The organism is Methylosinus sp. is20ea, from assembly GCF_059718135.1.
The window spans coordinates 950,962-975,338 of the sequence record NZ_AP046088.1 but is presented as its reverse complement, the minus strand read 5'-3'; the positions used below and the strand labels follow the sequence as shown (position 1 = coordinate 975,338).

The window sequence follows — 24,377 nt, the reverse complement described above, 5'->3', positions numbered from 1 at the left end:
GCATCCGCTTTCCGGAGGGAGAGTGAACGAAGCGCGGGCGCAGTCAGAACTTGCACTCTTTCGGCAGCTTCTCGTCCGACCAGTCGGCGAGCGGAATCATCTGCGCCTTGATCTCTATTTTCTTGCCGTTGCGCGTTCCCTTGCCGGCGAGGAAATTGAGATCGCAGCTTCCGCCGGCGTTGGGGTCGAGCGTGTCGCGCGCGGTATAGGTGAGGCCGGCGACGGTGAGCGCGCCACTGCGGCGCACCACTGTCAGTGTCTGGCTCCAGCGGTCGCGGCCGACCGAGTCATTCTCGGATTTGATCAGCAGCGAGCCCTTGTCGTTCACCGCGAGCGAGGGGCGCGTTCCGGCCATGGCGCCGGTCCAGGCGGCGTTCTTCTTCACGAAGGCCGGCTTGGCGCCCGCGCCGAGCGCGTTTCGATCGAGGCCGAGATAGACATAGAGATCGGCGCCGTCGTCGAGATTGTCGACGAGCAGGGCGAGATCATAGCCGCCGCCATCGGAAAGATAGAGCGTCGTCGCCGAGAGCACGCGCTCGAGGCCGGGCGTCTGGGCGAGAGCGGGGAAGGAGGCGAGGACAAGGGCGGCGAGAAAGGCGGGATGGAAACGCATTCGAAAAAGCTCCTACGAAACGCATCGCGAGGCGCCCTCATCCGACCCGGCTTTGCCGGGCCACCTTCTCCCGTAAACGGGAGAAGGAGTCGCGCGTCGAGACCGTCGTCTCAGGTCCGACATTCTAGAACCAAGGGGCGCTTCCTTCTCCCGCTCGCGGGAGAAGGTGGCCCTCGCGTCAGCGAGGGTCGGATGAGGGCCCGCCCGGCGAGCCCCATCTGTCGTGTCACTCGCCGGCGTTGGCGGCCTCGGCCTTTTCCTTGGCCTCGAGGTCCTCGCCGGTCTGCTGATCGACGACGCGCATGGAGAGGCGCACCTTGCCGCGATCGTCGAAGCCGAGCAGCTTCACCTTCACCTTGTCGCCTTCCTTCACGACGTCGGTCGTCTTGTTCACGCGCTGCTTGGAGAGCTGCGAAATGTGGACGAGGCCGTCCTTGGCGCCGAAGAAATTGACGAAGGCGCCGAAATCGGCGGTCTTCACGACGGTTCCCTCATAGATCAGGCCGACCTCCGGATCGGAGGCGATCGACTTGATCCAATTGATCGCCGCCTTGATGGAGTTGCCGTCCGAGGAGGCGACCTTCACCGTGCCGTCGTCTTCGATATTGATCTTGGCGCCGGTCTTCTCGACGATCTCGCGAATGACCTTGCCGCCGGTGCCGATCACTTCGCGGATCTTGTCGGTGGCGATCTTCAGCGTCTCGATGCGCGGCGCGAACTCGCCGAGCTCGGCGCGCGAGGTGGTGAGCGCCTTGGCCATCTCGCCGAGGATGTGCAGGCGGCCGTCGCGCGCCTGGGCGAGGGCGACGCGCATGATCTCTTCGGTGATGCCGGCGATTTTGATGTCCATCTGCAGCGAGGTGACGCCTTCCGACGTGCCCGCCACTTTGAAGTCCATGTCGCCGAGATGATCCTCGTCGCCGAGAATGTCGGACAGAACCGCGAAGCGCTCACCCTCGAGGATGAGGCCCATGGCGATGCCCGCCGTCGGCTTCTTCAGCGGCACGCCGGCGTCCATCAGCGCCAGCGAGGAGCCGCACACCGTCGCCATCGACGAGGAGCCGTTGGATTCGGTGATCTCCGAGACGACGCGCAGCGTATAGGGGAATTCGGCGGTGGCCGGCAGCATCGGGCGGATGGCGCGCCAGGCGAGCTTGCCATGGCCGATCTCGCGGCGGCCGGGGGAGCCCATGCGGCCGGTCTCGCCGACGGAGTAGGGAGGGAAGTTGTAGTGGAGCAGGAAGCGCTCCTTATAGGTCCCCTCGAGCGAGTCGACGAATTGCTCGTCCTCGCCCGTGCCCAGCGTCGCGACGACCAGCGCCTGCGTCTCGCCGCGGGTGAACAGCGCCGAGCCATGCGCGCGCGGCAGCACGCCCACCTCGGCGACGATCGGGCGCACCGTCTTCACGTCGCGGCCGTCGATGCGGATTCCGTCGTCGAGAATGTTCCAGCGCACCACCTTGGCCTGCAGATCGTGGAAGGCCTCGGCGACATGCTCCTTGGAGAATTTCGCCTCGCCGCCCTCGGGGAACAGCGTGGCGGTGACTTTCGCCTTCACCGCGTCGACGGCGGCGTAGCGATTCTGCTTCACGGTGATCTTATAGGCCTGACGCAGCTCGGCCTCGGCGATCGCCGAAACCGCCGTCGCGACCTCGGATTTGTCGGCGAGGTCGAGATCGCGCGGGTCCTTGGCGGCGCGCTCGGCCAGACGGATGATCGCGTCGATGATCGGCTGGAAGCCGCGATGGCCGGTCATCACGGCCGCGAGCATGACGTCCTCGGAGAGCTCCTGCGCCTCCGATTCGACCATCAGCACCGCGTCCGACGTGCCGGCGACGACGAGATCGAGCGCCGAGAGCTTCATCTCCTCGATCGTCGGATTGAGCTTGATCTGGCCGTTGATATAGCCGACGCGCGCCGCGCCGACCGGGCCCATGAAGGGAATGCCCGAGAGCGTCAGCGCCGCCGAGGCGGCCACCAGAGCCAGAATGTCCGGGTCATTCTCGAGATCGTGGCTGAGCACGGTCACGATGACCTGCGTGTCATTGCGATAGCCGTCGGGGAAGAGCGGGCGGATCGGGCGGTCGATGAGGCGGGAGACCAGCGTCTCGCGCTCGCTCGGGCGGCCTTCGCGCTTGAAATAGCCGCCCGGAATGCGGCCGGCGGCGAAGGCTTTCTCCTGGTAGTTGACGGTCAGCGGGAAGAAGTCCTGGCCGGGCTTGGGCGCCTTGGCCGAGACGACGGTCGCGAGCACGGTGGTCTCGCCCCAGCTGGCGAACACGGCGCCGTCGGCCTGGCGGGCGATCTTGCCCGTCTCGAGCACCAGCGTGCGACCCGCCCAGTCGAGCTCTTCGCGATGGATCTGGAACATGTCTTTCGTCTTTCTCTCATGACGCGCCTCATCGCGCGTCGTTGCGGGCGAGGCGTCATGGGCAAGACGGCGAGAGGCTGCGGGGCGGGGATTTTCGAGACGCGAAGCCGCGAACGCTTCGAAATATCCTCGCCGCAGCGTCCGGCGATCCTGCCATGACGATCCTGCCGAGGGTACGGCGGCGCGGCCCTATGCCGCCCGCCGAACGATGGGGAAGGGCCGCCCTTTCGCGCATCCCTTCCGGCAATGAAGCGGCCGACGAATCGGTCGGCCGAACTCTCTTTTCATACGCGAAATCGCGGCGGACCGCGATCTCGCTTTCTCTCGGCCTCTCTCGAGGCGCGTCCCGCGGGTGGGCGTGAGCTCAGCGGCGCAGGCTCAGCGGCGAATGCCGAGACGCTCGATGATCGAGCGGTAGCGCGGCTCATCTCTCGACTTCACATAATCGAGCAGCTGACGGCGCTGCGACACGAGCTTCAAGAGACCGCGACGCGAATGATTGTCCTTCACATGGGTCTTGAAATGCCCGGTCAGATTGGTGATGCGCTCGGTGAGGATCGCCACCTGCACCTCGGGCGAGCCGGTGTCTTCCGGCTTGGTCGCATATTCCTTGATGAGCGCCTGCTTGCGCTCTGCCGTGATCGACATCGGTAAAGTCCTTTTCTGATCGGTGGTTGGTCCGCAGGCTGCGGCCGGGGCCGGGATGTCGTCCAGCGAGGGTCGCCGCGAGCGGAGCCGCCCGGGCAAACCCGAGCGCGCGAGGGGCTTATAGCAGAAAAGGGGGGGAAGGATAGGGGCGCGGCTCCCGGCCGCAGGGCAATCGGGTGAAGGGCAGCCACCCTCGCCCTCATGCTGAGGAGGCGGCGCAGCCGCCGTCTCGAAGCACGAGGGCGAGCTCCAGAGGCGGCGCATGAAGGTTTCCTCGTCCTTCGAGACGCCCGCTGCGCGGGCTCCCCAGGATGAGGAAACCTTCACCCGATCGCCCGGCTCCCGGCCGAGCGCGGCGTTCACACGCCCTTGTCCTCGCGCAGCACATTCCCGTCGCCGCGCAAGATCGCCTCGACAAAACCGCGCGATTCCGGCGTCTCCTGCGAAAAGGCCTGCGCCGAGAAGCCGCCGGCGAGCGGCCCCGCGATCGCGCCGCAGAGGCCCGCCCAGGCGAGCTGCTCGACATCCGGCGGCGCCGAATCGAAGACCAGCGTCGCCGCCATTGTCGCGAGGCCGGCCAATTGGCCGATCATCGCGTCCCGGTCCTGAGCGCGCGCGAACAGCGCGAGGCCGACGAGCGGAACCAAACCCGCCGCCGACAGAGCGAGCGCTATGCCGACCAGAGTGCGGGCGTCTATGGCGTTGGCCGCGCTCGTCGCCGAGCCGATCGCCGTGACGCCGACCAGCGCCAGCCGCGTGATCGCGAGGCGGCGGCTCGTCAGGGCGGATTCGGCGCGCAGCCGATAGAGCGCGTCATGGCCGACGGCGGCGGCGCAGGCGTGCAGGCTGGCGCTCGCCAGCGCGAGGCCCGCGGCGATGATTCCGGAGGCGAGCAGGCCGGTGAGCGCGGCCCCGAGCTTGGCCAATTGCGGCAATCCGCCGATGAGATATTCGGCGCGCACGGAAATATCCTCGGAGCGCAGCGGCGCGGCCGGCGGCAGCTTGCGGGCGAGGCAGGCCGCGCGCGCCTGCGCCGGACCGTCGACCTTCGCGCCGCAGATCTGCACGAGCCCGCGGGAGCTCGCCGAATAGATCGACTCCGGCAGCCGCTCCGGCGTCTGGCCGACCGCGATATTGGAGACGATCAGCGCCGAGGAGGCGACCGTCGCCGTGATCAGCGCCGCCGCCGTCAGCGTCCAGAACATCGCCGCGACGCCGGCCCGGCGCGCCGCCGCCGCGTCTCGGGTCGCCACGGCGGGGGTGAGGGCCGGCGCCAGCGTCGCCAGGCCGAGCGCGAGGCCGAGCGCGGTGGTGATCTCGAGAGGGATAGGCGCCGGCCGGGCGAGGCGCCAGCTCTCGATGATGCGGGCCGCCTCGCTCCAGGCGGCCTGGTCGCCGACCAGCGGCAAGGGAGTCGGAAAACCCTCGAGCATCAGAGCGATCTGCGGCAGGGCGAAGCCGGCGATCAGCACGCCGGCCGCCGCGCAGGCGCTCCACAGCACGCCGCCGACGCCGCCGGGTCCGGCGATCAGCAGGATCGCCGCGCCGATGAAAAAGGCCGCGAAAGGCCGTCCCGCGCCGGTGAAGCCGACCAGCGCATCCACCGCCGTCTGATAGCCGGCCAGCGCGACGATCGCCGAGGTGAGCGCGGCCACGCCGATCATGCCGAGCCGCGGCTCCATGCGGGAAAAGCGCGCCGCCAGCAGGTCCGACAGCGAGAAGGCCCCGGTCTTGCGCAGCATCGGACCCGTCGCTGCGCCGATGAGCGCGACCCCCAGCAGCAGGCCGAGCGTCACGCCGAGCGGCGAGCCGGCGCCGGTGAGCCGCGCCGCGAAAGGCGCCGCGAGGCCGGCGACCAGCGCCGCCTGCGCGAAGCCGGCATAGGCGGCCGGCGCCGCGCGTCCCGCGGCGTAATAGAAGGACACGCGCATCGAATGCAGCAGAAAGCCGAGCGCGGCCAGAGCGACGACGGTGAAATAGGGCGACACCAGCGCCACCAGCCGCTCCGGCGCGCCGACGCGGTCGAGCAGAGCGACGAGTCCATAGGCCGTGGCGAAAGTCGCAATGGCCAGCACGATGCGGCCGTCGAGCCGCGCCCGGTCCTCGAAATTCTCCTCCGCCGCCGAATCCCGCATGGCTCGCCTCCTCACGGAAGCCTAGCCGAGCGAGGCGCTGAAAACCAGCGCGCGCTCCCTGAGAGGCGGCTCGGCGGCTGTTGGCCCCGACTTCGCATGTCCCGCGGCGATCGAAAGGGAGAGATGCGGCATGCAGCAGGCGAGTTTTCGCAGGATCGACGTCACCGCGGCGCGAGGGATCATCGGCCGGGGGCGAGCGCTCGTCATAGATGTGCGCGATCCAGACGCTTTCGCGCGCGGCCATATAGACGGGGCCGAGCTCGCGACGCGGGAGAATATCTCCTCCTTCGTCACGCTGACGCCGAAGGACCGTCCGGTCGTCTTCTGCTGCTATCACGGCAATTCCAGCCAGGCCTACGCCAAATACTTCGCCGAGCAGGGTTTTTCCGACGTCTACAGTCTCGACGGCGGCTATGAGGCCTGGGCGCTGGCCGAGCGGACCGCGCCGGCGCCCGTCGCGCCGAGCCCGGCGCTGGAAGCCTTTCTCGCCCAGCATGGCTTTTCGCCGGGCGACGCCAATGGCCGCAACAAGGACAATGTGACGCCGCTGATGGTCGCCGCGCGCCTCGCCCCGCCGGCGCTGGTCGCCGAGCTGATCGCCGCCGGCGCCGATATTCATGCGACCAATGTCGACGGCAATCAGGCGCTCTGGCTCGCCTGCGTCGGCGAGATCGAGGAGAATATCGCGCTGCTGGTCCGCGCCGGGATCGACATTCAGCACATTAATGTGAATGGCGCGACGCCGCTGATGTTCGCCGCCTCCTCGGGCCGCGCCCGGGCGGTGACGCAATTGATCGCGGCCGGCGCCGATCCCTCATTCGAGACCGATCTCGGCCTCACCGCGCTCGACATGGCCTCGACCAAGGGATGCCTCGATCTGATGCGCGCGGAGGTGAAGCGCCGCAAGGCCGCGGCGACGGCTTCGTGAGGTTCACGCGTCCGATCACGCGTCCTTGCCGCTGACGCCGGCGCTCGAGAAGGTGGCCATGCCGCTGTGGCAGGCGAGCGCCGCCTTGACGAGGCCGATCGCCAGCGCCGCGCCTGAGCCCTCGCCGAGCCGCATGCCGAGATCGAGCAGCGGCTTTTTGCCGAGCCGCTCCAGCACGTCTCTATGCGCGCCCTCCGCCGACACATGGCCGGCGAGGCAATGGGCGATCGCGTCCGCATCCATGGCGTGCAGCAGCGCCGCCGCGGCGCAGGCGACATAGCCGTCGAGCAGCACGGGGATGCGATTGCGCCGCGCGGCGAGAATAGCGCCCATCATGCCGGCGATCTCACGGCCGCCGAGCCGGCGCAAAATTTCCAGCGGATCGGACAAATGTCCGGCGTGGAAGGCCAGCGCCGCGTCGATGACGGCGTTCTTGCGGGAAAGGCCCGCGTCGTCGAGGCCGGTTCCGCGTCCGGTCCAACGGCTCGCGGGGCCGCCATAGAGCGCGGCGTAGATCGCCGCCGCCGAGCTGGTGTTGCCTATGCCCATCTCGCCCGGCGCGAGCAGGTCGATCCCGCCGTCCACCGCCTCCATGCCATAGAGCAGCGTGCCCGCGGCCTCGCGCTCCTCCATCGCGGGGGCTTGCGTGAAGTCGCGCGTCGGATGGTCGAGCGCCAGCTCGAAGACTTTGAGGCCGACGCCCTGGGCCTTGCAGATTTGATTGATGGCCGCGCCGCCGGCGGTGAAATTATCGAGCATCTGCCGCGTCACGGCGGCGGGAAAGGCGGAGACGCCCTTGGCCACGACGCCATGATTGCCCGCGAAGACGGCGACGAGCGGCCGCTCGATCGCAGGCGGGGCGCGGCCCTGCCAGGCGGCGAGCCATTCGACGATCTCCTCCAGCCGCCCGAGCGCCCCCGGCGGCTTGGTGAGCTCGGCGTCGCGCCGCCGCACGGCGTCGACGCTGTCGCGGCAGGGGGCGGGGAGGTCAGCGAGGAGAAGGCGGATGTCGTCGAAGGGGGAGGGTGCGCTCATGCGGCGTGGGTGGCGCATGGCGGGGGCGGGAGTCAAGCGGGGGAGGGGTGGCGGGGCGATCGGGCGAAGCAGCGGGCGTCTCGAAGGACGAGGAAACCTTCATGCGGCGTCTACTGGAGTTCGCCCTCGTGCTTCGAGACGGCGGCTTCGTCGCCTTCTCAGCATGAGGGCGAGGGTGATTGCTCTTCACCCGTTTGTCCAGAGGGCGGCGCTCTGGTCTGTAGTTGCGATATGCGCGATAGTTTCACGGTCACGAACGGCGAGGTCGCGCCAGCAGGGACATTCGCGGCAGCGAGTTGTAATAGCCGCTTCCAACCCGAAGCGGCTATTCGACCTCTCGCTGAGGGCCCATTAACAGACATCGGATACGTGGGAATCCTAAGAGGACACACTTTCATTGGCACGGCGGTCAAAAAACAGGGCTTCAACGGCACCGACCTTCCATACTCGACCTAGCGACAGCTCGTATTCTTCTTGCGTAACGCCATCCCGACCGGCGTACACACCAATAAGATATGGCTGGGCTTCTTCGATCGAGACCCTAACACCATCCTCTGAATGAAACTCATCGCCGGGCTTGGCAAGACAAACCACGGGCGAACCTGACATCCCCGACTTTGTGAGACCGTCGATGTAGAATAAATTATTGTACTCCGTCCCTGCCAACGAAACTGTGCCCTGCGGCTCAGACGCGATCGAGGCGCGCTTCCAAATAGGGAAGACGCCAGTGTTAGCAATGCCGCGCGGGTAACCTAACACAAATACTTCGCTACCGATCGTCGGATAGATCGATCGTAGGTCGTCGGGGCTGAACGATTCGGATTTCTCGCGAGCAAGTCCCTTGCGAAGGGTAACGCGTCCGCCCAAGATGTGACGCAGTGACGCTTTGCCTTCCTTCAATTCCGGCACGAGGTCCGTGAGATCTATAATTGCATAATCATTCTGCAATTGGCATTTTCGGTCGTCGCGCCAGATTGGCGCGTCGCCGGAAAACAAGCTGATTTGCAATGGCTTAAAAAACAGTTCTTCATTGTATTTGCTACCAGCTTTGATTTTTCGTGATATAGTCACGTGGCACTCAATTCGATTGGGTATCGCGCCAGTATTCATTAGGCACGCCCCTGTTGCAGCATTGAACCCGCTGAGCACGTGCCAGTTTGTTACCAACGCAAATTTCTGCCCATACCGCATTACAAACGCGGTCGCCGTGCTAAGCCGTATGTCATTAAAAAATATCTCAACTCTAGTGGTCGTGTAGCTGAGTGGATGGCCGGGCCAAAACTCCACTTGTTTCACGCTTGCGTCGTCATCCATGACACCGGCCTCGCCCCAAGTCGTAGGAGAACCACAGGGCTATATCCGCTTAGCGATGGTCGGCAAGCTCCTTAATGTCCGTCTTGGGTCACGAACGGAAACTCAAACCGCAACTCCACTGCGCACACCGCGCCCACCGCCCCCTAAAACCACAAATCCCGCACACATCGCCCATCCCCCGGCAGATCGTCGAATGTCTCCAGCCCGTCGAAATGATCGATCGCCAGATCGGCCACCTCTTCCGGCGGCGCGAGGCGGAGATTGACCGCTATGCGGCGGCGGCCGTCCGCGTCGAGGCGCAGGCCGCGCCAGCACAGCACGCAGCCGCAGGTCGGACAAAAACGGATTTCGAGAGCGGGCGCGGCCACGCCGATGCACGTGTAGGCGCGGGTCTCGCCGAAAATGCGAATCCGCTCGCCTTCGTAATCATAGGCCCATAGCGCGCCATAGCGGCGGCAGAGTGTGCAATTGCAGGCGGTGGCCGAGCCGGGATCGCCCTCGAGCGTCCAATGGGCGGCGCCGCAGTGACAAGAACCTTTCAGCATTGGGCCCTGTCGGCGCAATCCGAAGGGGAGTGTGGCGAGAGGTTTCGCATTGTCAATTCGCGCGATGACGGCCCCGGGGCTAATCCAGCTTAACAATTCCTATGCAACCGCGTCATGCCCGCGCTCGTCGCGGGCGCCTACGCCGAGACGTTGCGGCACGCGGGGAGAAGGGACGCCGATATTCCGCTCGTGCTTTAGCTTTCAGGGTCGTCGCGGCGTGGATGGCCGCGACGAGCGCGGCCATGACGCTGGATAGATGTCTGCTCGTTAAGCCGAGTTCGGAGCCCTCATGACGGCACAGCGATTTGCCTCGAATTTCGCGCGGGGCGCTTGACTCGACTGTTATAAGATATATCTTAGATGCGTCTAAACGATAGGAGACATATTTATGAACCATCGACACAGGCACTGGGGTCCGGGCGAGCATCCGGCGTTCGAGCAGATGCGCGGCATGCGCGGCGGAAACGACGAATCCTTCGGCGATCGCGGACGCGGGCGTCGCGGTTTCGGTCTCGGCGGTTTCGGTCCCGGCGAAGGCGAGCGCGGCGGCGGCCGCGGGCGGCGACGCATGTTCGAGGGCGGCGAGCTGCGTCTCGTCATTCTGCTGCTGCTCGAGAGCGAGCCTCGGCACGGCTATGACATTATTCGCGAGATCGAGACGCGCACCGGCGGCGCCTATGCGCCGAGCCCCGGCATCGTCTACCCGACGCTGACCCTGCTCGAGGAGCTGGGGCAAGTCGCGGTGCAGGCGACGGAAGGCGCCAAGAAGCTCTATGCGATCACGCCGGCGGGCTCCGCCCATCTGACGGAAAATCGCAAGGAGGCGGAGGCGGCGCTCGCCCGCTTCGAGGCGCTGCGATCGAAGAGCGCATCGGTGGACGCCGGGCCCGTCTTCCGGGCGATGGGCAATCTGAAGACCGTGCTGGCGCAAAGGCTCGGCGGCGAGGCCGACAAGGAGCTGCTGTTCCAGGTCGCCGATCTCATCGACGAGGCGGCGCGCAAGATCGAGCGGCTGTGACGGCGTCGCGAGCCTTTCGGCTCGCGGCCCGAAGCGAAGTCACTCCCGGTGACGCTTCACTCCACCGTCACGCTCTTCGCCAGATTGCGCGGCTGGTCGACATCCTTCCCCATGAACACCGCCACATGATAGGCGAGCAATTGCACGGGAACCGCATAGACCAGCGGCGCGAAGGCGCCGCTCATGTCGGGCAGCTCGATGAAGCCGGCGAGCTCTGCCGCCGCCGCTTGGCGCGCCGCCGCCGAGCCGATGAGGATGAGATGACCGCCGCGCGCGGCGACCTCCTGTAGATTGGAGACGGTCTTTTCCAGCGTCGCGTCCGGCGGCGCGAGAACGATCACCGGCATGGCGTAATCGATCAGCGCGATCGGCCCGTGCTTCAGCTCGCCGGCGGCGTATCCCTCCGCGTGAATATAGGACAGCTCCTTCAGCTTCAGCGCGCCTTCCAGCGCCAGCGGAAAGGCGCCGCCACGGCCGAGATACAAAACGCTCGACGCCCGCGCCACATCGCGGGCGACCGGCTCGATCAGCGCCTCGCGGGCGAGCGCGCCGGCCATCTGGCCCGGCGTCGCGGCCAGTTCGCGCACGAGGCGTTTCTCATCCGCCTCGCTCAGCACGCCGCGGGCGCGGCCGAGCGCTATGGCGAGGCAGGCGAAAACGGCGAGCTGGCAAGTGAAGGCCTTGGTCGAGGCGACGCCGATCTCCGGGCCGGCGAGCGTCGGCGCGATCGTGTCGCTCTCGCGCGCGATCGTCGAGGTCTCGACATTGACGATGGAGAGAATGTGCTGGCCCTGCTCCTTGGCGTAGCGCAGCGCGGCGAGCGTGTCGGCCGTCTCGCCCGATTGCGAGACCAGGATCATCAGCCCGTTCTCGGCCAGCGGCGCCTCGCGATAGCGGAACTCCGAGGCGATATCGATGTCGACCGCGAGCCGCGCATAGCGCTCGATCCAATAGCGCGCGATGAGCCCGGCGTAATAGGCCGTGCCGCAGGCGGAGATGGTGACGCGCGAGAGCTTTTTGGGGTCGAAGGGCAGAGCGAAGGGCAGGCGCACCTCGCCGGCGGAGAGATCGAGATAATGCGACAGCGTGCGGCCGACGACCTCGGGCTGCTCGTGAATCTCCTTGGCCATGAAATGGCGGTAGTTTCCCTTGTCGACGAGGAAGGAGCCCGGCTGCAGAGGCTGGCGGCGGCGCTCCGCCTCTTTTCCGGCGGCGTCGTAGAAAGTGATCGCGGCGCGCGTCAGCACGACATGGTCGCCCTCCTCGAGATAGGCGATCTGACGCGCGAAAGGCGCGAGCGCCAGAGCGTCGGAGCCGAGATAGACGCCGTCCTCGCCCCAGCCGGCGGCGAGCGGCGCGCCGCGGCGCGCGCCGATCAGCAGATCCTCCTCCCCCTCGAAGAGGAAGGCGAGCGCGAAAGCGCCATCGAGCCGCGCCAGCGCGGCGGCCACGGCCTCGCGCGGCGCGGCGCCTTTGCCGCGCTCCTCGGCGACGAGATGGGCGACGACTTCCGAATCGGTCTCGGTGGCGAAGACATGGCCCTTGGCGGTCAGCTCCTCGCGCAATTCGCGGAAATTCTCGATGATGCCGTTGTGGACCACGGCGAGCCCGCCGCTCGTATGCGGATGGGCGTTGGTCTCTGTCGGGCGGCCATGCGTCGCCCAGCGCGTATGGCCGATGCCGCTCGTCCCCAGCAGAGGCGAGGCGACGAGCTTCTCCTCGAGATTGCGCAGCTTGCCGCTGGCGCGAAGGCGCGTGAGCTTGCCTTTCTCGAGCGTGGCGATTCCGGCCGAGTCATAGCCGCGATATTCGAGCCGCTTCAGCGCCTCGACGAGAGAGGGCGCGACCGGCTCGCGTCCGAGAATGCCGACGATGCCGCACATGGAAATGTCTCCTCGGTCGAAGCGCCACGGTGCGAGCAGATTAGCCCGTTTCCGTTACGATTATCCTAGACAGAGCATTAGGGCATTTCTCGGAGCCGGCGAGGAGCACGAGCGGCTCCTTCTCCCGCCTGCGGGAGAAGGTGGCCCCGCCATAGGGCGTCCTCGAGGACGCCCGTCGCGAGCGACGAGCTTTGGCGGGGTCGGATGAGGGGCGCGGCGGTTTTCGGTTTCGATCGAGATTCTTTCAGAATGTGGACGTCGGACGGACCCTCATCCGACCTCGCTTCGCGAGGCCACCTTCTCCCACGAGTGGGAGAAGGATCACGCGCCGGATTTTTTCGCCTTTTGGACGCGGCGGAAGCTCTCCGCCCAGCCGGCTTTCTCCATCTGGCGGCCGCGGGCCACGGCGAGAGCGTTGGCCGAGACATCCTTGGTGACGACCGAGCCGGAGCCGACATAGGCGCCGTCGCCGATCGTCACCGGGGCGACCAGCGCCGAATTGGAGCCGATGAAGGCGTTCTCGCCGATAATCGTGCGATATTTGAAGAAACCGTCGTAATTGCAGGTGATGACGCCGGCGCCGATGTTGGAATGCGCGCCGACGGAAGCGTCGCCGATATAGGTCAGATGATTGACCTTGGCGCCGACCCCTATGTCGGCGCCCTTGATCTCGACGAAATTGCCCACCTTGGCCTCCGCCGCCAGCCGCGCTCCCGGCCGCAGCCGCCCATAGGGGCCGACCGAGGCGCGCTCGCCCACCACCGCCCCCTCGAGATGGGAATAGGCGTGGATCGTCGCGCCATCGGTGATCTCGACGCCGGGGCCGATGACGACGCCGGGCTCGATCGTCACATCGCGGCCGATCTTCGTGTCATAGGAGAGGAACACGGTCTGCGGCGCGATCAGCGTCGCGCCGCCCAGCATGGCCGCGCGGCGCAGGCGCTCCTGGGCGACGGATTCGGCGCGGGCGAGCTGGATACGGTCGTTGACGCCGAGAACTTCCTCCTCCGCGGCGAGCACGAGTCGCGTTCCCAGCCCCGCCGCGGCGGCGCGGGCGACGATATCGGTGAGATAAAATTCTTTCTGGGCGTTGGCGGCGCCGATCCCGTCCAGCAGCTCGAGCGCCTTTGTCCCGGCGATGGCCATCAAGCCGGCGTTGCAAAGCCGGCCGCCGCGCTCGGCCTCGCTCGCGTCCTTCTCCTCGCGAATGGCGAGGGGGCGGCCCTCCGCGTCGCAGATTATGCGGCCATAGCCGAAGGGGTCGGCGGCCTCGAAGGCGAGCACGGCGACGGCCGCGCCCTCGGCCAGCGCCGCGCGCAGCGCCGCGATCGTCTCGGCGCGCACCAGCGGCGTGTCGGCGAAGAGCACGACGATATCGTCCACGCCCGAGGCGAAGGCGGACCGGGCCGCCAGAACGGCATGGGCTGTGCCGAGCTGCTTGTCCTGAACGAAGCTCTGCGCCTCGGGTCGCTGGCGGCGCGCTTCGGCGGCGACGTCGTCCCTACCGGCGCCGATGACGACGGCGATCTCGTCGAGAGCCGCCGCCGCGGCCAGCACATGGCCGAGCATGGACCGCCCCGCGACCGCGTGGAGGACCTTGGGGCGGCGCGATTTCATGCGCGTGCCCTCGCCGGCGGCCAGCACCACGGCGAGGGAGCGTCGGTCTCGAGCTTGCTGCATCTTGCTGCGCGGCCTTCGATCAGGGGGCGGGGAGGAGGCCTGGCGGCCGCCGCCCCGCGCCGTTTTCCTCTCGTTCATATTTGTCTTGGCAGATTCGCGGGCGGGCGGGCAAGCTCTCCTCCACTGCGGCGCCTCGACGCGCGCTGTCCGCCGCGCAACCAAAAAAGAAAGATTCGCGTTCCGAACATCGTCCTTTCAGGTATATCCGATAGACAAGTCCGCCGCTTCTCCCACTCGCTCGTCAGTCACGGGTCCCGGTCCCGCATGCTCGTACGCAGAGACCTGTTGAAAGCCACTTTGACCGCGCTCGCCGCCGGCGTCTCCGGCAGCCGCGCCCTCGCTCAATCGGCTCCGCCGGCCCCGCCGCCGGGGCCCGCTCTATTCGGCCGGGAGGTGGTGATCGAGCTCGCCCGCGCGCTCGCCAAGCGCCCCTTCGCCGCGCCCGGCGCGGAATTGCGCGAGCCCTTCGCCAATCTCACCTATGAGCAATATGTCGGCATAAAGACCCGGCCCGGCGCGGCCATTTGGAGCGGCGAGAATCGCGGCTTCTCGGTCGAGCCGCTGCATAGGGGGTTCATCTTCGGCGCGCCGGTCGAGCTTTATGTCGTCGAGGACAAGGTCGCCAGACGCATCGGCTATGATCCGGCGAAATTCGACTATGGCGCTCTGAAAGTCGGCGACAAATTGCCGGATGTCGGCTTCTCGGGATTTCGCGTGCTCTCTCCGCACGGCGGCGGCCCGGACACGGAGCTCGCCCTGTTCCAGGGCGCGAGCTTCTATCGCGCGCTCGCCCGCGGCCAGACGCTCGGCGTCACCGCCCGCGGCCTCTCCATCCGCACCGCCGATCCGCGCGGCGAGGAGTTCCCCGTCTTCCGCAGCTTCTGGATCGAGAAGCCGACGCTCGCCGACAATGCGCTGGTCATTCACGCTCTGCTCGATTCGCAGAGCGTGACGGGAGCCTATCTGTTCACGCTGCGGCCGGGCGAGGCGACGATCATCGACGCCGAATTCACGCTGTTCCCGCGCGTGGCGATCGATCATCTGGGGCTCGGCGGAGCAGCGGCGGCCTCGCTGTTCACGCCGCTCGACCATCGCCGCTCCGACGATCCGCGGCCGAACGTCGCCGAGACCAACGGCCTGCAGATGCTGACCGGCAAGGACGAATGGCTGTGGCGTCCGGTCTCCAACCGCGACACGCTGCAAATCTCGGCCTTCGTCGACGCCAATCCGAAAGGCTTCGGATTTTTGACGCGCGACCGTGACATAGAGACCTATCAGGACGACATACAGCATTGGGAGCTGCGTCCCTCGCTCTGGGTGGAGCCGATCGGCGATTGGGGCGAGGGCTCGGTGCAGCTCGTCGAGATCCCCTCCGAATCGGAGGTGAACGCCAATATCGTCGCCTATTGGCGGCCCAAGCAGCCGCTCGCCGCCGGCAAGGAGGCGACCTTCGCCTATCGGCAGTTCTGGTGCTGGAGCCCGCCCGCGCGCCCGCCCTTCGCCGTCGCCGTCGCGGCTTTCGGCGGTCGCGCGCCGACGCCGAAACTGCGCCGTTTTATCGTCCAGTTTGCCGGCGACAATCTGGGCGATCCGCAACGAGTCGCCAATCTGAGGCCCGCCTTGACGACATCTCCGGGATCGGCGACGAACATTCGTATCTATCCCAATCCGAAGGCCAAGACATGCCGCGTCGTCTTCGACGTCGATCCTGTCGGCGAGACCTTCTGCGAGCTGCGCCTCGTCCTCCAATCGGGCGACGAGCCGATCAGCGAAACCTGGCTCTATAGATGGACGGTGTAGCTCTCTCTCTCGTCGAACCCGATTTGCCGGACGCCGTCGCGCCGACGCCGCCCGTCGATCCCGCCGCCGCGCCGCCCATGCCGGCCGAGCGCCGGCTCGACATGCCGACGCAATCCTTCTGGCGCTACAAAGCGAAGGATCGTCGCCGGCTCGTGGCGCCGCAGCTCTGGCGCACGCCCTGGATCTCGCGTTTCGTCACCTTCGGCGGCGGACTCGCGCTCACCGCCTATGGCGGGCACGAGATGTATCGCGTCATCGACGTCGGCGGCGTCACCACGCTGAAATGGGCGCTGCTCGCGCTCTTCGTCTTGAACTTCTCCTGGATCGCGCTCTCCTTCGCCAGCGCTGTCGTCGGATTTGTCGCGCTGCTCTTCGCGCGCCGGCCGCCGCCGCTGCCGGAGACGCTCGCCGCGCGCACCGCAGTGGTGATGCCGATCTACAATGAGGCGCCGAGCCGCGTGTTCGGCGCTTTGCAGGCCATATTGCAGGATGTGGAGGCGACCGGCCTCGGCGCGCATTTCGACTGGTTCTTCCTCTCCGACACCACAAATCCCGACATATGGGTCGCCGAGGAACGCGCCTTCGCCGCCATGCGCCGCCGGCTCGGGCCGGACGCGCGCGTCTATTATCGCCGCCGCGAGAAGAACACGAGCCGCAAGGCCGGCAATATCGCTGATTTCGTCACCCGCTGGGGCGGCGCCTATGAGCATATGGTGGTGCTCGACGCCGACAGCCTGATGGCCGGCGACACGATCATTCGCCTCGCCGCGGCGATGGAGGCCGACGCCGACGCCGGCATCATCCAGACGCTGCCGCTCATCATCAATCGCAACACGCTATTCGCGCGCGTGCAGCAATTCGCGGCGCGCATCTATGGTCCCGTCATCGCCGCCGGCCTCGCGCAATGGATGGGGCGCGACGGCAATTATTGGGGCCATAACGCGATCATTCGCACGCAGGCTTTCGCGCATCACTGCGGCCTGCCCGATCTCAAGGGCCGTCCCCCCTTCGGCGGGCATATTCTCAGCCATGATTTCGTCGAGGCGGCGCTGATCCGCCGCGCCGGCTACGCCGTCTATATGATGCCGACGCTCGGCGGCTCTTTCGAGGAGAGCCCGCCCTCGCTGATCGATCTGTCGATCCGCGATCGCCGCTGGTGCCAGGGCAATCTGCAGCATTCGCGCATATTGGGCGCGCGCGGCTTCCATTGGGCGACGCGGCAGCATTTCCTCACCGGAATCTTCGGCTATCTCACCTCGCCGCTGTGGCTCTGCCAGCTGCTGGTCGGCATCGCGCTCGTCTTTCAGGCGAGCTATTTCCGGCCGGAATATTTCACCGCCAAATTCACGCTCTTCCCGGTCTGGCCGCGCTTCGACGCGGAGCGTTCGCTGGCGCTGTTCGCGCTCACCATGGCCATTCTGCTCGCGCCGAAATTCATGGGACTGATTCTCGCCATGGTCGACCGCGAGACGCGGCGCGGCTCCGGCGGCGTCGTCATGCTGCTGGCCTCGACCTTGTTCGAGGTGCTGATGTCGGCGCTGCTCGCGCCGATCATGATGCTGATCCAGACGGGCCACGTCTTTCATATTTTGTTCGGCTTCGACACCGGCTGGGACCCGCAGCGGCGCGACGACGGCTCGGTTCCCTTCAACGCCATCGTGCGCCGCCATCAATGGCATGTGGCGCTCGGCGCGTTGACCTTGGTCGCGGGCCTGATGATCTCGCCCTCGCTCGTCGCCTGGATGTCGCCGACGATCGCCGGCCTCATATTGGCGATCGGCATTTCCTACATTACCGGCCAGCGCTGGCTCGGCCTCGTCTTCCGCCGCGCCGGCGTGCTGGTGACGCCGGAGGAGACGACGACGCCCAAGATCGCGCGCAAGGGACGCGCGCTGCATCGGCTGCTGGCGCGCGCCGGGCAGGACGAGGAGAACTGCCTGCTGGCGATTCACGGCGACCCCGAGCTGCGCGCGCTGCATGAGGCCTGGCTGCCGGCGCGCCCGCCGCGCAAGCGCGGAGTGGTCTCCGCCGATCGCGCCATGGCGGAGGCCAAGCTCGCCGACGCCTTCTCGCTCGAGGATGCGGTGGAATGGCTCGATCGTCGCGAGCGGCTCGTCGTGCTCGGCGACCGCGCGCTGCTCGGCATGGTGGCGCGCCTACCGCGCCGCGCCGAAAAAGAGGCCGAGGCCGCGGCGGAAGAGGCCGACGCGCCGCGGCTGGCGAGCTGAGCCGTCCGACGTCATGCGCGCGATCGTCTCGCAGGCGAAGAAGAGCGAGCCTTAGAGGCTCGCATCGCAATCACCGACCCGGAAACCTCGTCAGGCGGCGATGCGCTCGCGCTGCATGATCTCGCCATAGACGCCGAGAATGCGCTCGATATGGCGCTCGAGCGTCGGCGGATCGCGCCAATAGGCGGCGTGAGCGCCCGCCGACAGATGCGCGACCAGCGCATCGTCCTTCATCCGCGTCAGCGCGCCGGCGAGCGATTCGACATTGGCGCTTTCGAACCAGAGGCCGGTCTCGCCATTGGTCACTTCCTCGCGTCCGGCGCAGACGTCGGAGACGACGACGGGCGTTCCCATCGCCTTCGCCTCCATCACGGTGAGCGGCTGGCCCTCGTACCACAGCGAGGGGAAGACCAGCGCCCGCGCCGCGCGCATATGCGCCCGCGCCTGGGCCGGCGGAAGCCAGCCGAGAAAGCGCGCCTGCGGAAAGCGCGCGCGCAATTCTCCGGCGATCGGCCCGTCGCCGATGAAGACCGGCGTGACCCCGGCGCGCGCCGCCGCCTCGGCGAAGACGAAGGCGCCCTTTTCCGGCGACAGGCGGCCGACGAAGATGAAATCGCCGGAGGCGGGATCGCTCTTCGGCCCGAGGTCTTCCGCATCGACCGGATTGGAGACGCGATGCAGCCGCACGCCCTTGGGCAGATAGGGCCCGATGATCTCCTCCTGATAGTCGGAGATGCAGACGTAATCGGCGAACAGCTCCGAGAATTTGGCGTGATCGCGCGCATAGGTGAGGCGGGCGCTGCGCCAGATCTTGCGCGGATAATTGACCGCGTCGCAGGCCGTCGCCCAGCAGGCCGCCGAGAGCGGCTCGAGCCGACAGAGCTCGTGCTTTTGATAATTGTAGAAGCCGCCATTGGGGCAGAACAGGAAATATTCGTGCAGCGTGTAGACGCGCGGCAGGCCGGAGGCGCGGATCGGCCGGGCGATGGCCGGCGACAGCGCCTTGGCCCAGCCATGCACATGCACGATGGTCTCGTCCTTCGGCAGGCGGGCCAAGAGCTCGCCCAGCGCCTTGGCCGCGCGCAGATTCCATGTGCCCTGCAAGGCGGCGGCGACGCGCGAGGGATTGCCGAGCAGATCGTGCTGGCCGAGGCAGACGACCTCGATCCCGGCCGCGGCGAGCCGCTCGTCCACCGGCGCGGCGGCGGCGAAGACGATGGGGCGCGCGCCATGGGCGGCGAGCCCCAGCGCGCTCTCGATCGCCACTTTGGCCTGGCCGCCGGTCACGGAGGCATGGTCGACGCAGATGACGACAGTGGGCGCGAAGGCGGCCATGGGGACTCCGGAGAAAAGACTCGGGCGCGACCTTAAGCGCTGCGCCTTAAGCCCTCGTAAGCATCCCCCGCTCCCCTCTATCATAGCCGGGGCGAGGGGGAAAAATTCTGCTGCGGCCACATTCTCGCCGCCTCCGTCTCGGTCTTTGCTGCGCGGTCATGGCGGCTCTCTTCGCGCCTCCGTCTGTCTTTCGTCGCGGCGCGGCCGCGATCGTCGCCGCCTGTCGTCGCGGCGCGCCTCGCATGGGCGCGCGTCGCCGAGCGCGAAAGCGCATCTCGAGAACATGATGTGGCGGTTGCTTTTGTGCGCTCGAAAGTTTGATGCGGCAAAGCCCGCCCGTCACTGTGAGTGGAGCGAAGCAATCCAGAGACGAAGGGCGCTCTCGCTTGCTTTACGGCTCACGCTTCTCGCAAAGACCGAGAAGCGAACGGTCGCCGCGTCGTCAAGGGCGGCGCGAGCAGGAGTTCCGATCGTTCGTGCGTAGTGCGAATTGGAGGGCGCCACGGCATTTTGTAGTGGACGGCGGACGTGTTGACACCTGTGCGCCTCGCTGGCAGACAGAGTCGCGCCGCCGACGAGAGCGCAGCCCGTTGGCCGCGCTCTAATCCTCGAGGACCCGACATGCGCGCCGCTTTCCGTGTTTCCGCTCTGCCCGCTCTCGCCGTTTTCGTTCTCGCCGCTGCGCCCTTGTCCGGGCCCGCGCGCGCGCAAAGCCCCGCGACGACCACGACCGCCACCGGCATCAAGATTACCGACACCAAGGTCGGGACCGGCGCCGGCGCGGAGCCGGGACAGATGCTGAAGATGCATTACACGGGCTGGCTGTTTCAGAACGGCGCCAAGGGCAAGAAGTTCGACAGCTCGCTCGACCATGGCCAGCCCTTCGAGTTTCGCCTTTCCGCCGGCCAGGTGATTCCCGGCTGGGATCAGGGCATTCTCGGCATGAAGGTCGGCGGCAAGCGCACGCTGGTCATTCCGCCCGAGCTTGGCTATGGCGCGCGCGGCGCCGGCGGCGTCATTCCGCCCAACGCCACGCTCATTTTCGATGTCGAGCTGCTCGAGATCAAAGGCCAGATCTGAGCGGCGCGCCTCGGCGTCACTGCGAGCGGAGCGAAGCAACCCAGAGACGAGGGGCGCTCTGGATTGCTTCGCGGCTCACGCTTCTCGCAAAGATCGAGAAGCGAACTCGCATCACATTCGCACCAGATGATCGAAGGCCGACAGCGCCGCCGTCGCGCCTTCGCCCATGGCGATGACGATCTGCTTATAGGGAACCGTCGTCGCGTCGCCGGCGGCGAAAACGCCCGGCGCCGATGTGTGGCAACGGCGGTCGATCTCGATCTCCTTATAGCGCGTGAGCGTCACCGCGCCGTCGAGCCATTCGGTGTTCGGCAGCAGGCCGATCTGCACGAACACGCCTTCCAATTCGACAGTGCGCGTCGCCTCGCTCTCGCGGTCGCGATAGACGAGACCCGTCACCTTGGCGCCGTCGCCGAGAATCTCCGTTGTCTGCGCCGAGACGAGAATCGTCACATTGGGCAGCGAGCGCAGCTTCTCCTGCAAGATTCCGTCGGCGCGCAGCCGGCCGTCGAATTCGAGCAAGGTGACATGCGAGGCGAGGCCGGCGAGATCGATCGCCGCCTCGACGCCGGAATTGCCGCCGCCGATCACCGCCACGCGCTTGCCCTTGAACAGCGGCCCGTCGCAATGCGGGCAATAGGCGACGCCTTTCGTCATATATTCCGTCTCGCCCGGCACATTGATGCGCCGCCAGCGCGCGCCCGGCGCCAGAATGATCGTCTTCGATTTCAGCGAGGCGCCATTGGCGAGCTTCAGCTCCGCGAGCCCGCCGGCTTCCGTCGCTGGAACCAGCGCGGAGGCGATCTGGCCGTTCATCACATCGACGGAATATTCCGCGACGTGACGTTCCAGCGCCGCCGCCATATGCGGGCCTTCGGTGTGCGGAACGGAGATGAAATTCTCGATCCCCGCCGTGTCCTGCACCTGACCGCCGAAACGCTCGGCGACAATGCCGGTGCGCACGCCCTTGCGCGCGGCGTAGATCGCCGCCGCCGCGCCCGCCGGTCCGCCGCCGACCACCAGCACGTCGAAGGGCTCCTTGGCGGAAATGGACGCGGCCTTCTTCTCGCCGGCGCCGGCGTCGAGCTTGTCGAGAATCTGCTCCAGCGTCGCGCGGCCATGCTGGAAGGGCTCGCCGTTCAGATAGACGGCGGGCACGGCCATTATGCCGCGCTCCTCCACTTCCTTGGGGAACAGGCCGCCGTCGATCGCGACATGGCGCACGCGCGGATTGAGCGCCGCCATCGTGTCGAGTGCCTGCACCACCTCGGGGCAGTTCTGACAGGTGAGCGAGAAATAGGTCTCGAAGCGATACTCGCCGTCGAGCGCCTTTATGCGCGCGAGACTGTCCTCGTCCTCCTTCGGCGGATGGCCGCCGACATGCAGCAGCGCCAGCACGAAGGAGTTGAACTCGTGGCCGCCCGGAATGGCGGCGAAGCGCAGGCCGATATCGGCGCCGTCGCGTGCGATCGCGAAAGAGGGACGGCGCGAATCATCGTCGCTGCGCACATAGGAGATATTGTCCGAGACGCTCGCGACCTCCTGCAGCAGCTCGGCGAGCTCTGTGGATTTCTCGCTGTCGTCGAGCGAGGCGCGGAGCGTGATGGGCGTGACGATGCGCGCGAAATAGGCCTGCAACTGGGTTTTCAGAGCGGCGTCCAGCATCTTCGACTCCCGATCTTCGAACGTCGCGCGTTACGCGCGCCGCTCTCGTGATGTTCGAGTTCGCATGTTCTCGGGAACATGCTCTTTGCAACAACAGTTCCCTCGTCCTGAGGAGCCCGCACCGATCTCGGGTTTACCCGAGATCGGAATGATAATGCTCAAGTCGGGCAAGCCCGACTTGAGTGCGGGGGTCTCGAAGGACGCATCGTTTCGCGTTCTGGAGCATCCTTCGAGGCCTTTTGCGTTCCGCAAAAAGCGCCTCAGGATGAGGTGGTGGAATTTTCGATGGCCTCGAGGCGCCCCCGGCCGGCGAGCCGGCCGGGGGCGTGATGCGAAATCAGATCTTGCCAAATCAGATCTTGCCGACGAGGTCGAGCGAGGGAGCGAGCGTCTTCTGACCCTCTTCCCACTTGGCCGGGCAGACCTCGCCCGGATGCGCCGCGACATACTGCGCCGCCTTGATCTTGCGCAGCAGCTCGAGCGCATTGCGGCCGACGCCGCCGGCGTTGATTTCGACGATCTGAATCTTGCCGTCCGGATCGATGACGAACGTGCCGCGGTCGGCAAGGCCGGCCTCCTCGATCAGCACGTCGAAATTGCGGCTCAGCGTCAGCGTCGGATCGCCGACCAGCGGATATTCGATCTTGCTGATCGCCGGCGAGGTGTCGTGCCACGCCTTATGCGCGAAATGCGTGTCGGTGGAGACGCCGTAGATCTCGACGCCGACCGCCTTGAAGGCGGCGTAGTTGGTGGCGAGGTCCTCGAGCTCGGTCGGGCAGACGAAGGTGAAGTCGGCCGGATAGAAGAAAAACACCGACCACTTGCCCTTGAGCGTGGCCTCGGTGACGTCGACGAATTTGCCGGCGTGGAAGGCGGTCGCCTTGAACGGCTTGATCTCGGAGCCGATGAGAGACATTCGTTTTCTCCTTGCTGGTGGAGCGCGTCGGAGGCGGATGGTCCGCGCGCGTCTGGGGAAGACGCGCGGAACCTAATGGGGTTTCATCATCGATAAAAGCGAAAAAAACAGGCTTTAATAATCGGATTTAGCGATATATATGGCGTATGGCGGTTTTGCCCACACTCCGGCAACTGCGTTTTCTGGTCGCCGTCGTCGACGAGCGCCATTTCGGCCGCGCGGCCGAGGCCTGCCTCGTCGGCCAATCGACGCTCAGCGCCGGAATATTGGAGCTGGAGCAATTGCTCGGCGTGCGCCTCTTCGAGCGCACCAAGCGCAAGGTCTCGCCGACGCCGGTCGGCCGCGAATTGGCCGAGCGAGCGCGCACTCTGCTGCGCGAGGCGCAGGATATCGTCGAGCTCGCCCGCGCCGCCCAGGCGCCCATGTCCGGGCCTTTGCGGCTCGGCGTCATTCCGACGATCGGTCCGTTTCTGTTTCCGCGCGTGCTGCCGCGGCTGCGCTCCGCCTTTCCGGAATTGAAGCTCTATCTGCGCGAGGAGCAGAGCGAGCCTCTGCTGGCGCGTCTCGACGCCGGCGAATTGGACGCGGCCGTGCTGGCGCTGCCCTATCCTTCGCGCGGAATGGAGGCGATCGACATAGGCGTCGATCCTTTCGTCGTCGTCTGCCCGCCGGGGCACAGGCTCAGTCGCCTGTCGGCGGTCGGCCATGACGACATGGCGGCCGAGGATCTGCTGCTGCTGGAGGAGGGCCATTGCCTGCGCGATCACGCGCTCGCCGCCTGCGCGCTGGAGGGCGCGCGCCGCAATGTCGCCTTTCAGGGCACGAGCCTCTACACGCTCGCGCAAATGGTGGCCAATGGGCTCGGCGTGACGCTGCTGCCGCAAATGGCGCTCGACGCCGGAATATTGCGCGGGCTCGATCTCGTCGTGCGGCCGCTGGCGGGCGAGGCGCCCTTCCGCCGCATCGGCCTCGTCTTTCGCGCCTCCTCGGCGCGCAAGGAGACATTCCGCCGCCTCGCGCGCGCGCTCGAAGGGTTTTTGGCGGAGGCGGCGATGGAGGAGAAAGCGAAAGTCTCTGCGACGCCTGCGCGTGGCGAGCGGAAGAGCGCTGCTGGCCCGCGTCGTCGTCAGTGATGTGTCGCGACGCCCCCTCCCCGACCCTCCCCTGCTCTCGCGGGAGAGGG

The 24,377-nt window shown here is 66.8% G+C and carries 18 protein-coding genes; 6 read left to right on the top strand and 12 right to left on the bottom strand.

Annotated elements, in window-relative coordinates; all coding sequences use genetic code 11:
• Positions 1-43: 43 nt before the first annotated feature.
• From AC6IY7_RS04430 to AC6IY7_RS04415, 4 genes are all read right to left on the bottom strand, one after another.
• On the bottom strand, positions 44-613 hold the full coding sequence (locus tag AC6IY7_RS04430) for a hypothetical protein (RefSeq protein WP_497781834.1): 570 nt from the start codon (positions 611-613) through the stop codon (positions 44-46).
• A gap of 226 nt (positions 614-839) precedes the next feature.
• Entirely contained in the window at positions 840-2,984 is a 2,145-nt protein-coding gene (gene pnp / locus AC6IY7_RS04425) for a polyribonucleotide nucleotidyltransferase (RefSeq protein ID WP_497781833.1), read from the bottom strand.
• Between the two features lie 378 nt (positions 2,985-3,362).
• Positions 3,363-3,632, bottom strand: a complete 270-nt coding sequence (gene rpsO, locus AC6IY7_RS04420) for a 30S ribosomal protein S15 (RefSeq protein ID WP_497781832.1) — start codon at positions 3,630-3,632, stop codon at positions 3,363-3,365.
• A 359-nt stretch (positions 3,633-3,991) separates the two neighbouring features.
• Positions 3,992-5,767 (bottom strand): symporter-like protein, encoded by a 1,776-nt coding sequence (locus AC6IY7_RS04415; RefSeq protein ID WP_497781831.1) that lies wholly within the window; start codon positions 5,765-5,767, stop codon positions 3,992-3,994.
• A gap of 130 nt (positions 5,768-5,897) precedes the next feature.
• Between AC6IY7_RS04415 and glpE the strand changes: the two genes are divergently transcribed.
• Complete coding sequence (gene glpE, locus AC6IY7_RS04410; protein ID WP_497781830.1) at positions 5,898-6,695, top strand: thiosulfate sulfurtransferase GlpE; 798 nt, start codon at positions 5,898-5,900, stop codon at positions 6,693-6,695.
• Between the two features lie 15 nt (positions 6,696-6,710).
• Here glpE and cobT read toward each other — a convergent pair whose 3' ends face one another.
• The 3 genes from cobT to AC6IY7_RS04395 form a co-directional block, all read right to left on the bottom strand.
• Positions 6,711-7,730 carry a nicotinate-nucleotide--dimethylbenzimidazole phosphoribosyltransferase gene (gene cobT, locus AC6IY7_RS04405; protein WP_497781829.1) on the bottom strand — a complete coding sequence of 340 codons (1,020 nt, stop codon included), beginning with the start codon at positions 7,728-7,730 and terminating at the stop codon, positions 6,711-6,713.
• 378 nt (positions 7,731-8,108) lie between these two features.
• A complete protein-coding gene (locus AC6IY7_RS04400) occupies positions 8,109-9,044 on the bottom strand; it encodes a S1 family serine peptidase (RefSeq protein ID WP_497781828.1) in 936 nt (311 codons plus the stop codon).
• 143 nt (positions 9,045-9,187) lie between these two features.
• Positions 9,188-9,589, bottom strand: a complete 402-nt coding sequence (locus AC6IY7_RS04395; protein ID WP_497781827.1) for a GFA family protein — start codon at positions 9,587-9,589, stop codon at positions 9,188-9,190.
• Positions 9,590-9,977: 388 nt separating this feature from the next.
• Here AC6IY7_RS04395 and AC6IY7_RS04390 point away from each other — a divergent pair, with 388 nt between their 5' ends.
• Complete coding sequence (locus AC6IY7_RS04390) at positions 9,978-10,607, top strand: PadR family transcriptional regulator (protein WP_497781825.1); 630 nt, start codon at positions 9,978-9,980, stop codon at positions 10,605-10,607.
• A 56-nt stretch (positions 10,608-10,663) separates the two neighbouring features.
• Here AC6IY7_RS04390 and glmS read toward each other — a convergent pair whose 3' ends face one another.
• Both glmS and glmU read right to left on the bottom strand, forming a co-directional pair.
• On the bottom strand, positions 10,664-12,490 hold the full coding sequence (gene glmS, locus AC6IY7_RS04385) for a glutamine--fructose-6-phosphate transaminase (isomerizing) (protein ID WP_497781824.1): 1,827 nt from the start codon (positions 12,488-12,490) through the stop codon (positions 10,664-10,666).
• Positions 12,491-12,811: 321 nt separating this feature from the next.
• Positions 12,812-14,170, bottom strand: coding sequence for a bifunctional UDP-N-acetylglucosamine diphosphorylase/glucosamine-1-phosphate N-acetyltransferase GlmU (gene glmU, locus AC6IY7_RS04380; protein WP_497781823.1), 1,359 nt, complete (start codon positions 14,168-14,170; stop codon positions 12,812-12,814).
• 264 nt (positions 14,171-14,434) lie between these two features.
• Between glmU and AC6IY7_RS04375 the strand changes: the two genes are divergently transcribed.
• Together AC6IY7_RS04375 and mdoH are read left to right on the top strand one after the other, a co-directional pair.
• The gene (locus AC6IY7_RS04375; RefSeq protein WP_497781822.1) at positions 14,435-15,970 is read left to right on the top strand and encodes an OpgD/OpgG family glucan biosynthesis protein; all 1,536 of its coding nucleotides are present in this window, start codon (positions 14,435-14,437) and stop codon (positions 15,968-15,970) included.
• Positions 15,958-18,198 carry a glucans biosynthesis glucosyltransferase MdoH gene (gene mdoH, locus AC6IY7_RS04370; protein WP_497781821.1) on the top strand — a complete coding sequence of 747 codons (2,241 nt, stop codon included), beginning with the start codon at positions 15,958-15,960 and terminating at the stop codon, positions 18,196-18,198. The genes AC6IY7_RS04375 and mdoH overlap by 13 nt, the downstream gene beginning before the upstream one ends.
• A gap of 90 nt (positions 18,199-18,288) precedes the next feature.
• Here the strand turns inward: mdoH and AC6IY7_RS04365 are convergent, their stop codons facing one another.
• On the bottom strand, positions 18,289-19,533 hold the full coding sequence (locus AC6IY7_RS04365; protein WP_497781820.1) for a glycosyltransferase family 4 protein: 1,245 nt from the start codon (positions 19,531-19,533) through the stop codon (positions 18,289-18,291).
• Between the two features lie 621 nt (positions 19,534-20,154).
• Between AC6IY7_RS04365 and AC6IY7_RS04360 the strand changes: the two genes are divergently transcribed.
• Positions 20,155-20,613: an FKBP-type peptidyl-prolyl cis-trans isomerase gene (locus AC6IY7_RS04360; protein ID WP_497781818.1), complete on the top strand. Its 459-nt coding sequence runs from the start codon at positions 20,155-20,157 to the stop codon at positions 20,611-20,613.
• A 111-nt stretch (positions 20,614-20,724) separates the two neighbouring features.
• On the opposite strand, the gene ahpF is transcribed toward AC6IY7_RS04360, so the two are convergent.
• Both ahpF and ahpC read right to left on the bottom strand, forming a co-directional pair.
• Positions 20,725-22,278: an alkyl hydroperoxide reductase subunit F gene (gene ahpF / locus AC6IY7_RS04355; protein WP_497781817.1), complete on the bottom strand. Its 1,554-nt coding sequence runs from the start codon at positions 22,276-22,278 to the stop codon at positions 20,725-20,727.
• Between the two features lie 352 nt (positions 22,279-22,630).
• Complete coding sequence (gene ahpC, locus AC6IY7_RS04350; protein ID WP_497781816.1) at positions 22,631-23,194, bottom strand: alkyl hydroperoxide reductase subunit C; 564 nt, start codon at positions 23,192-23,194, stop codon at positions 22,631-22,633.
• A 146-nt stretch (positions 23,195-23,340) separates the two neighbouring features.
• Between ahpC and AC6IY7_RS04345 the strand changes: the two genes are divergently transcribed.
• Positions 23,341-24,327 (top strand): hydrogen peroxide-inducible genes activator, encoded by a 987-nt coding sequence (locus AC6IY7_RS04345; RefSeq protein ID WP_497781815.1) that lies wholly within the window; start codon positions 23,341-23,343, stop codon positions 24,325-24,327.
• The last annotated feature ends 50 nt before the right edge of the window (positions 24,328-24,377 follow it).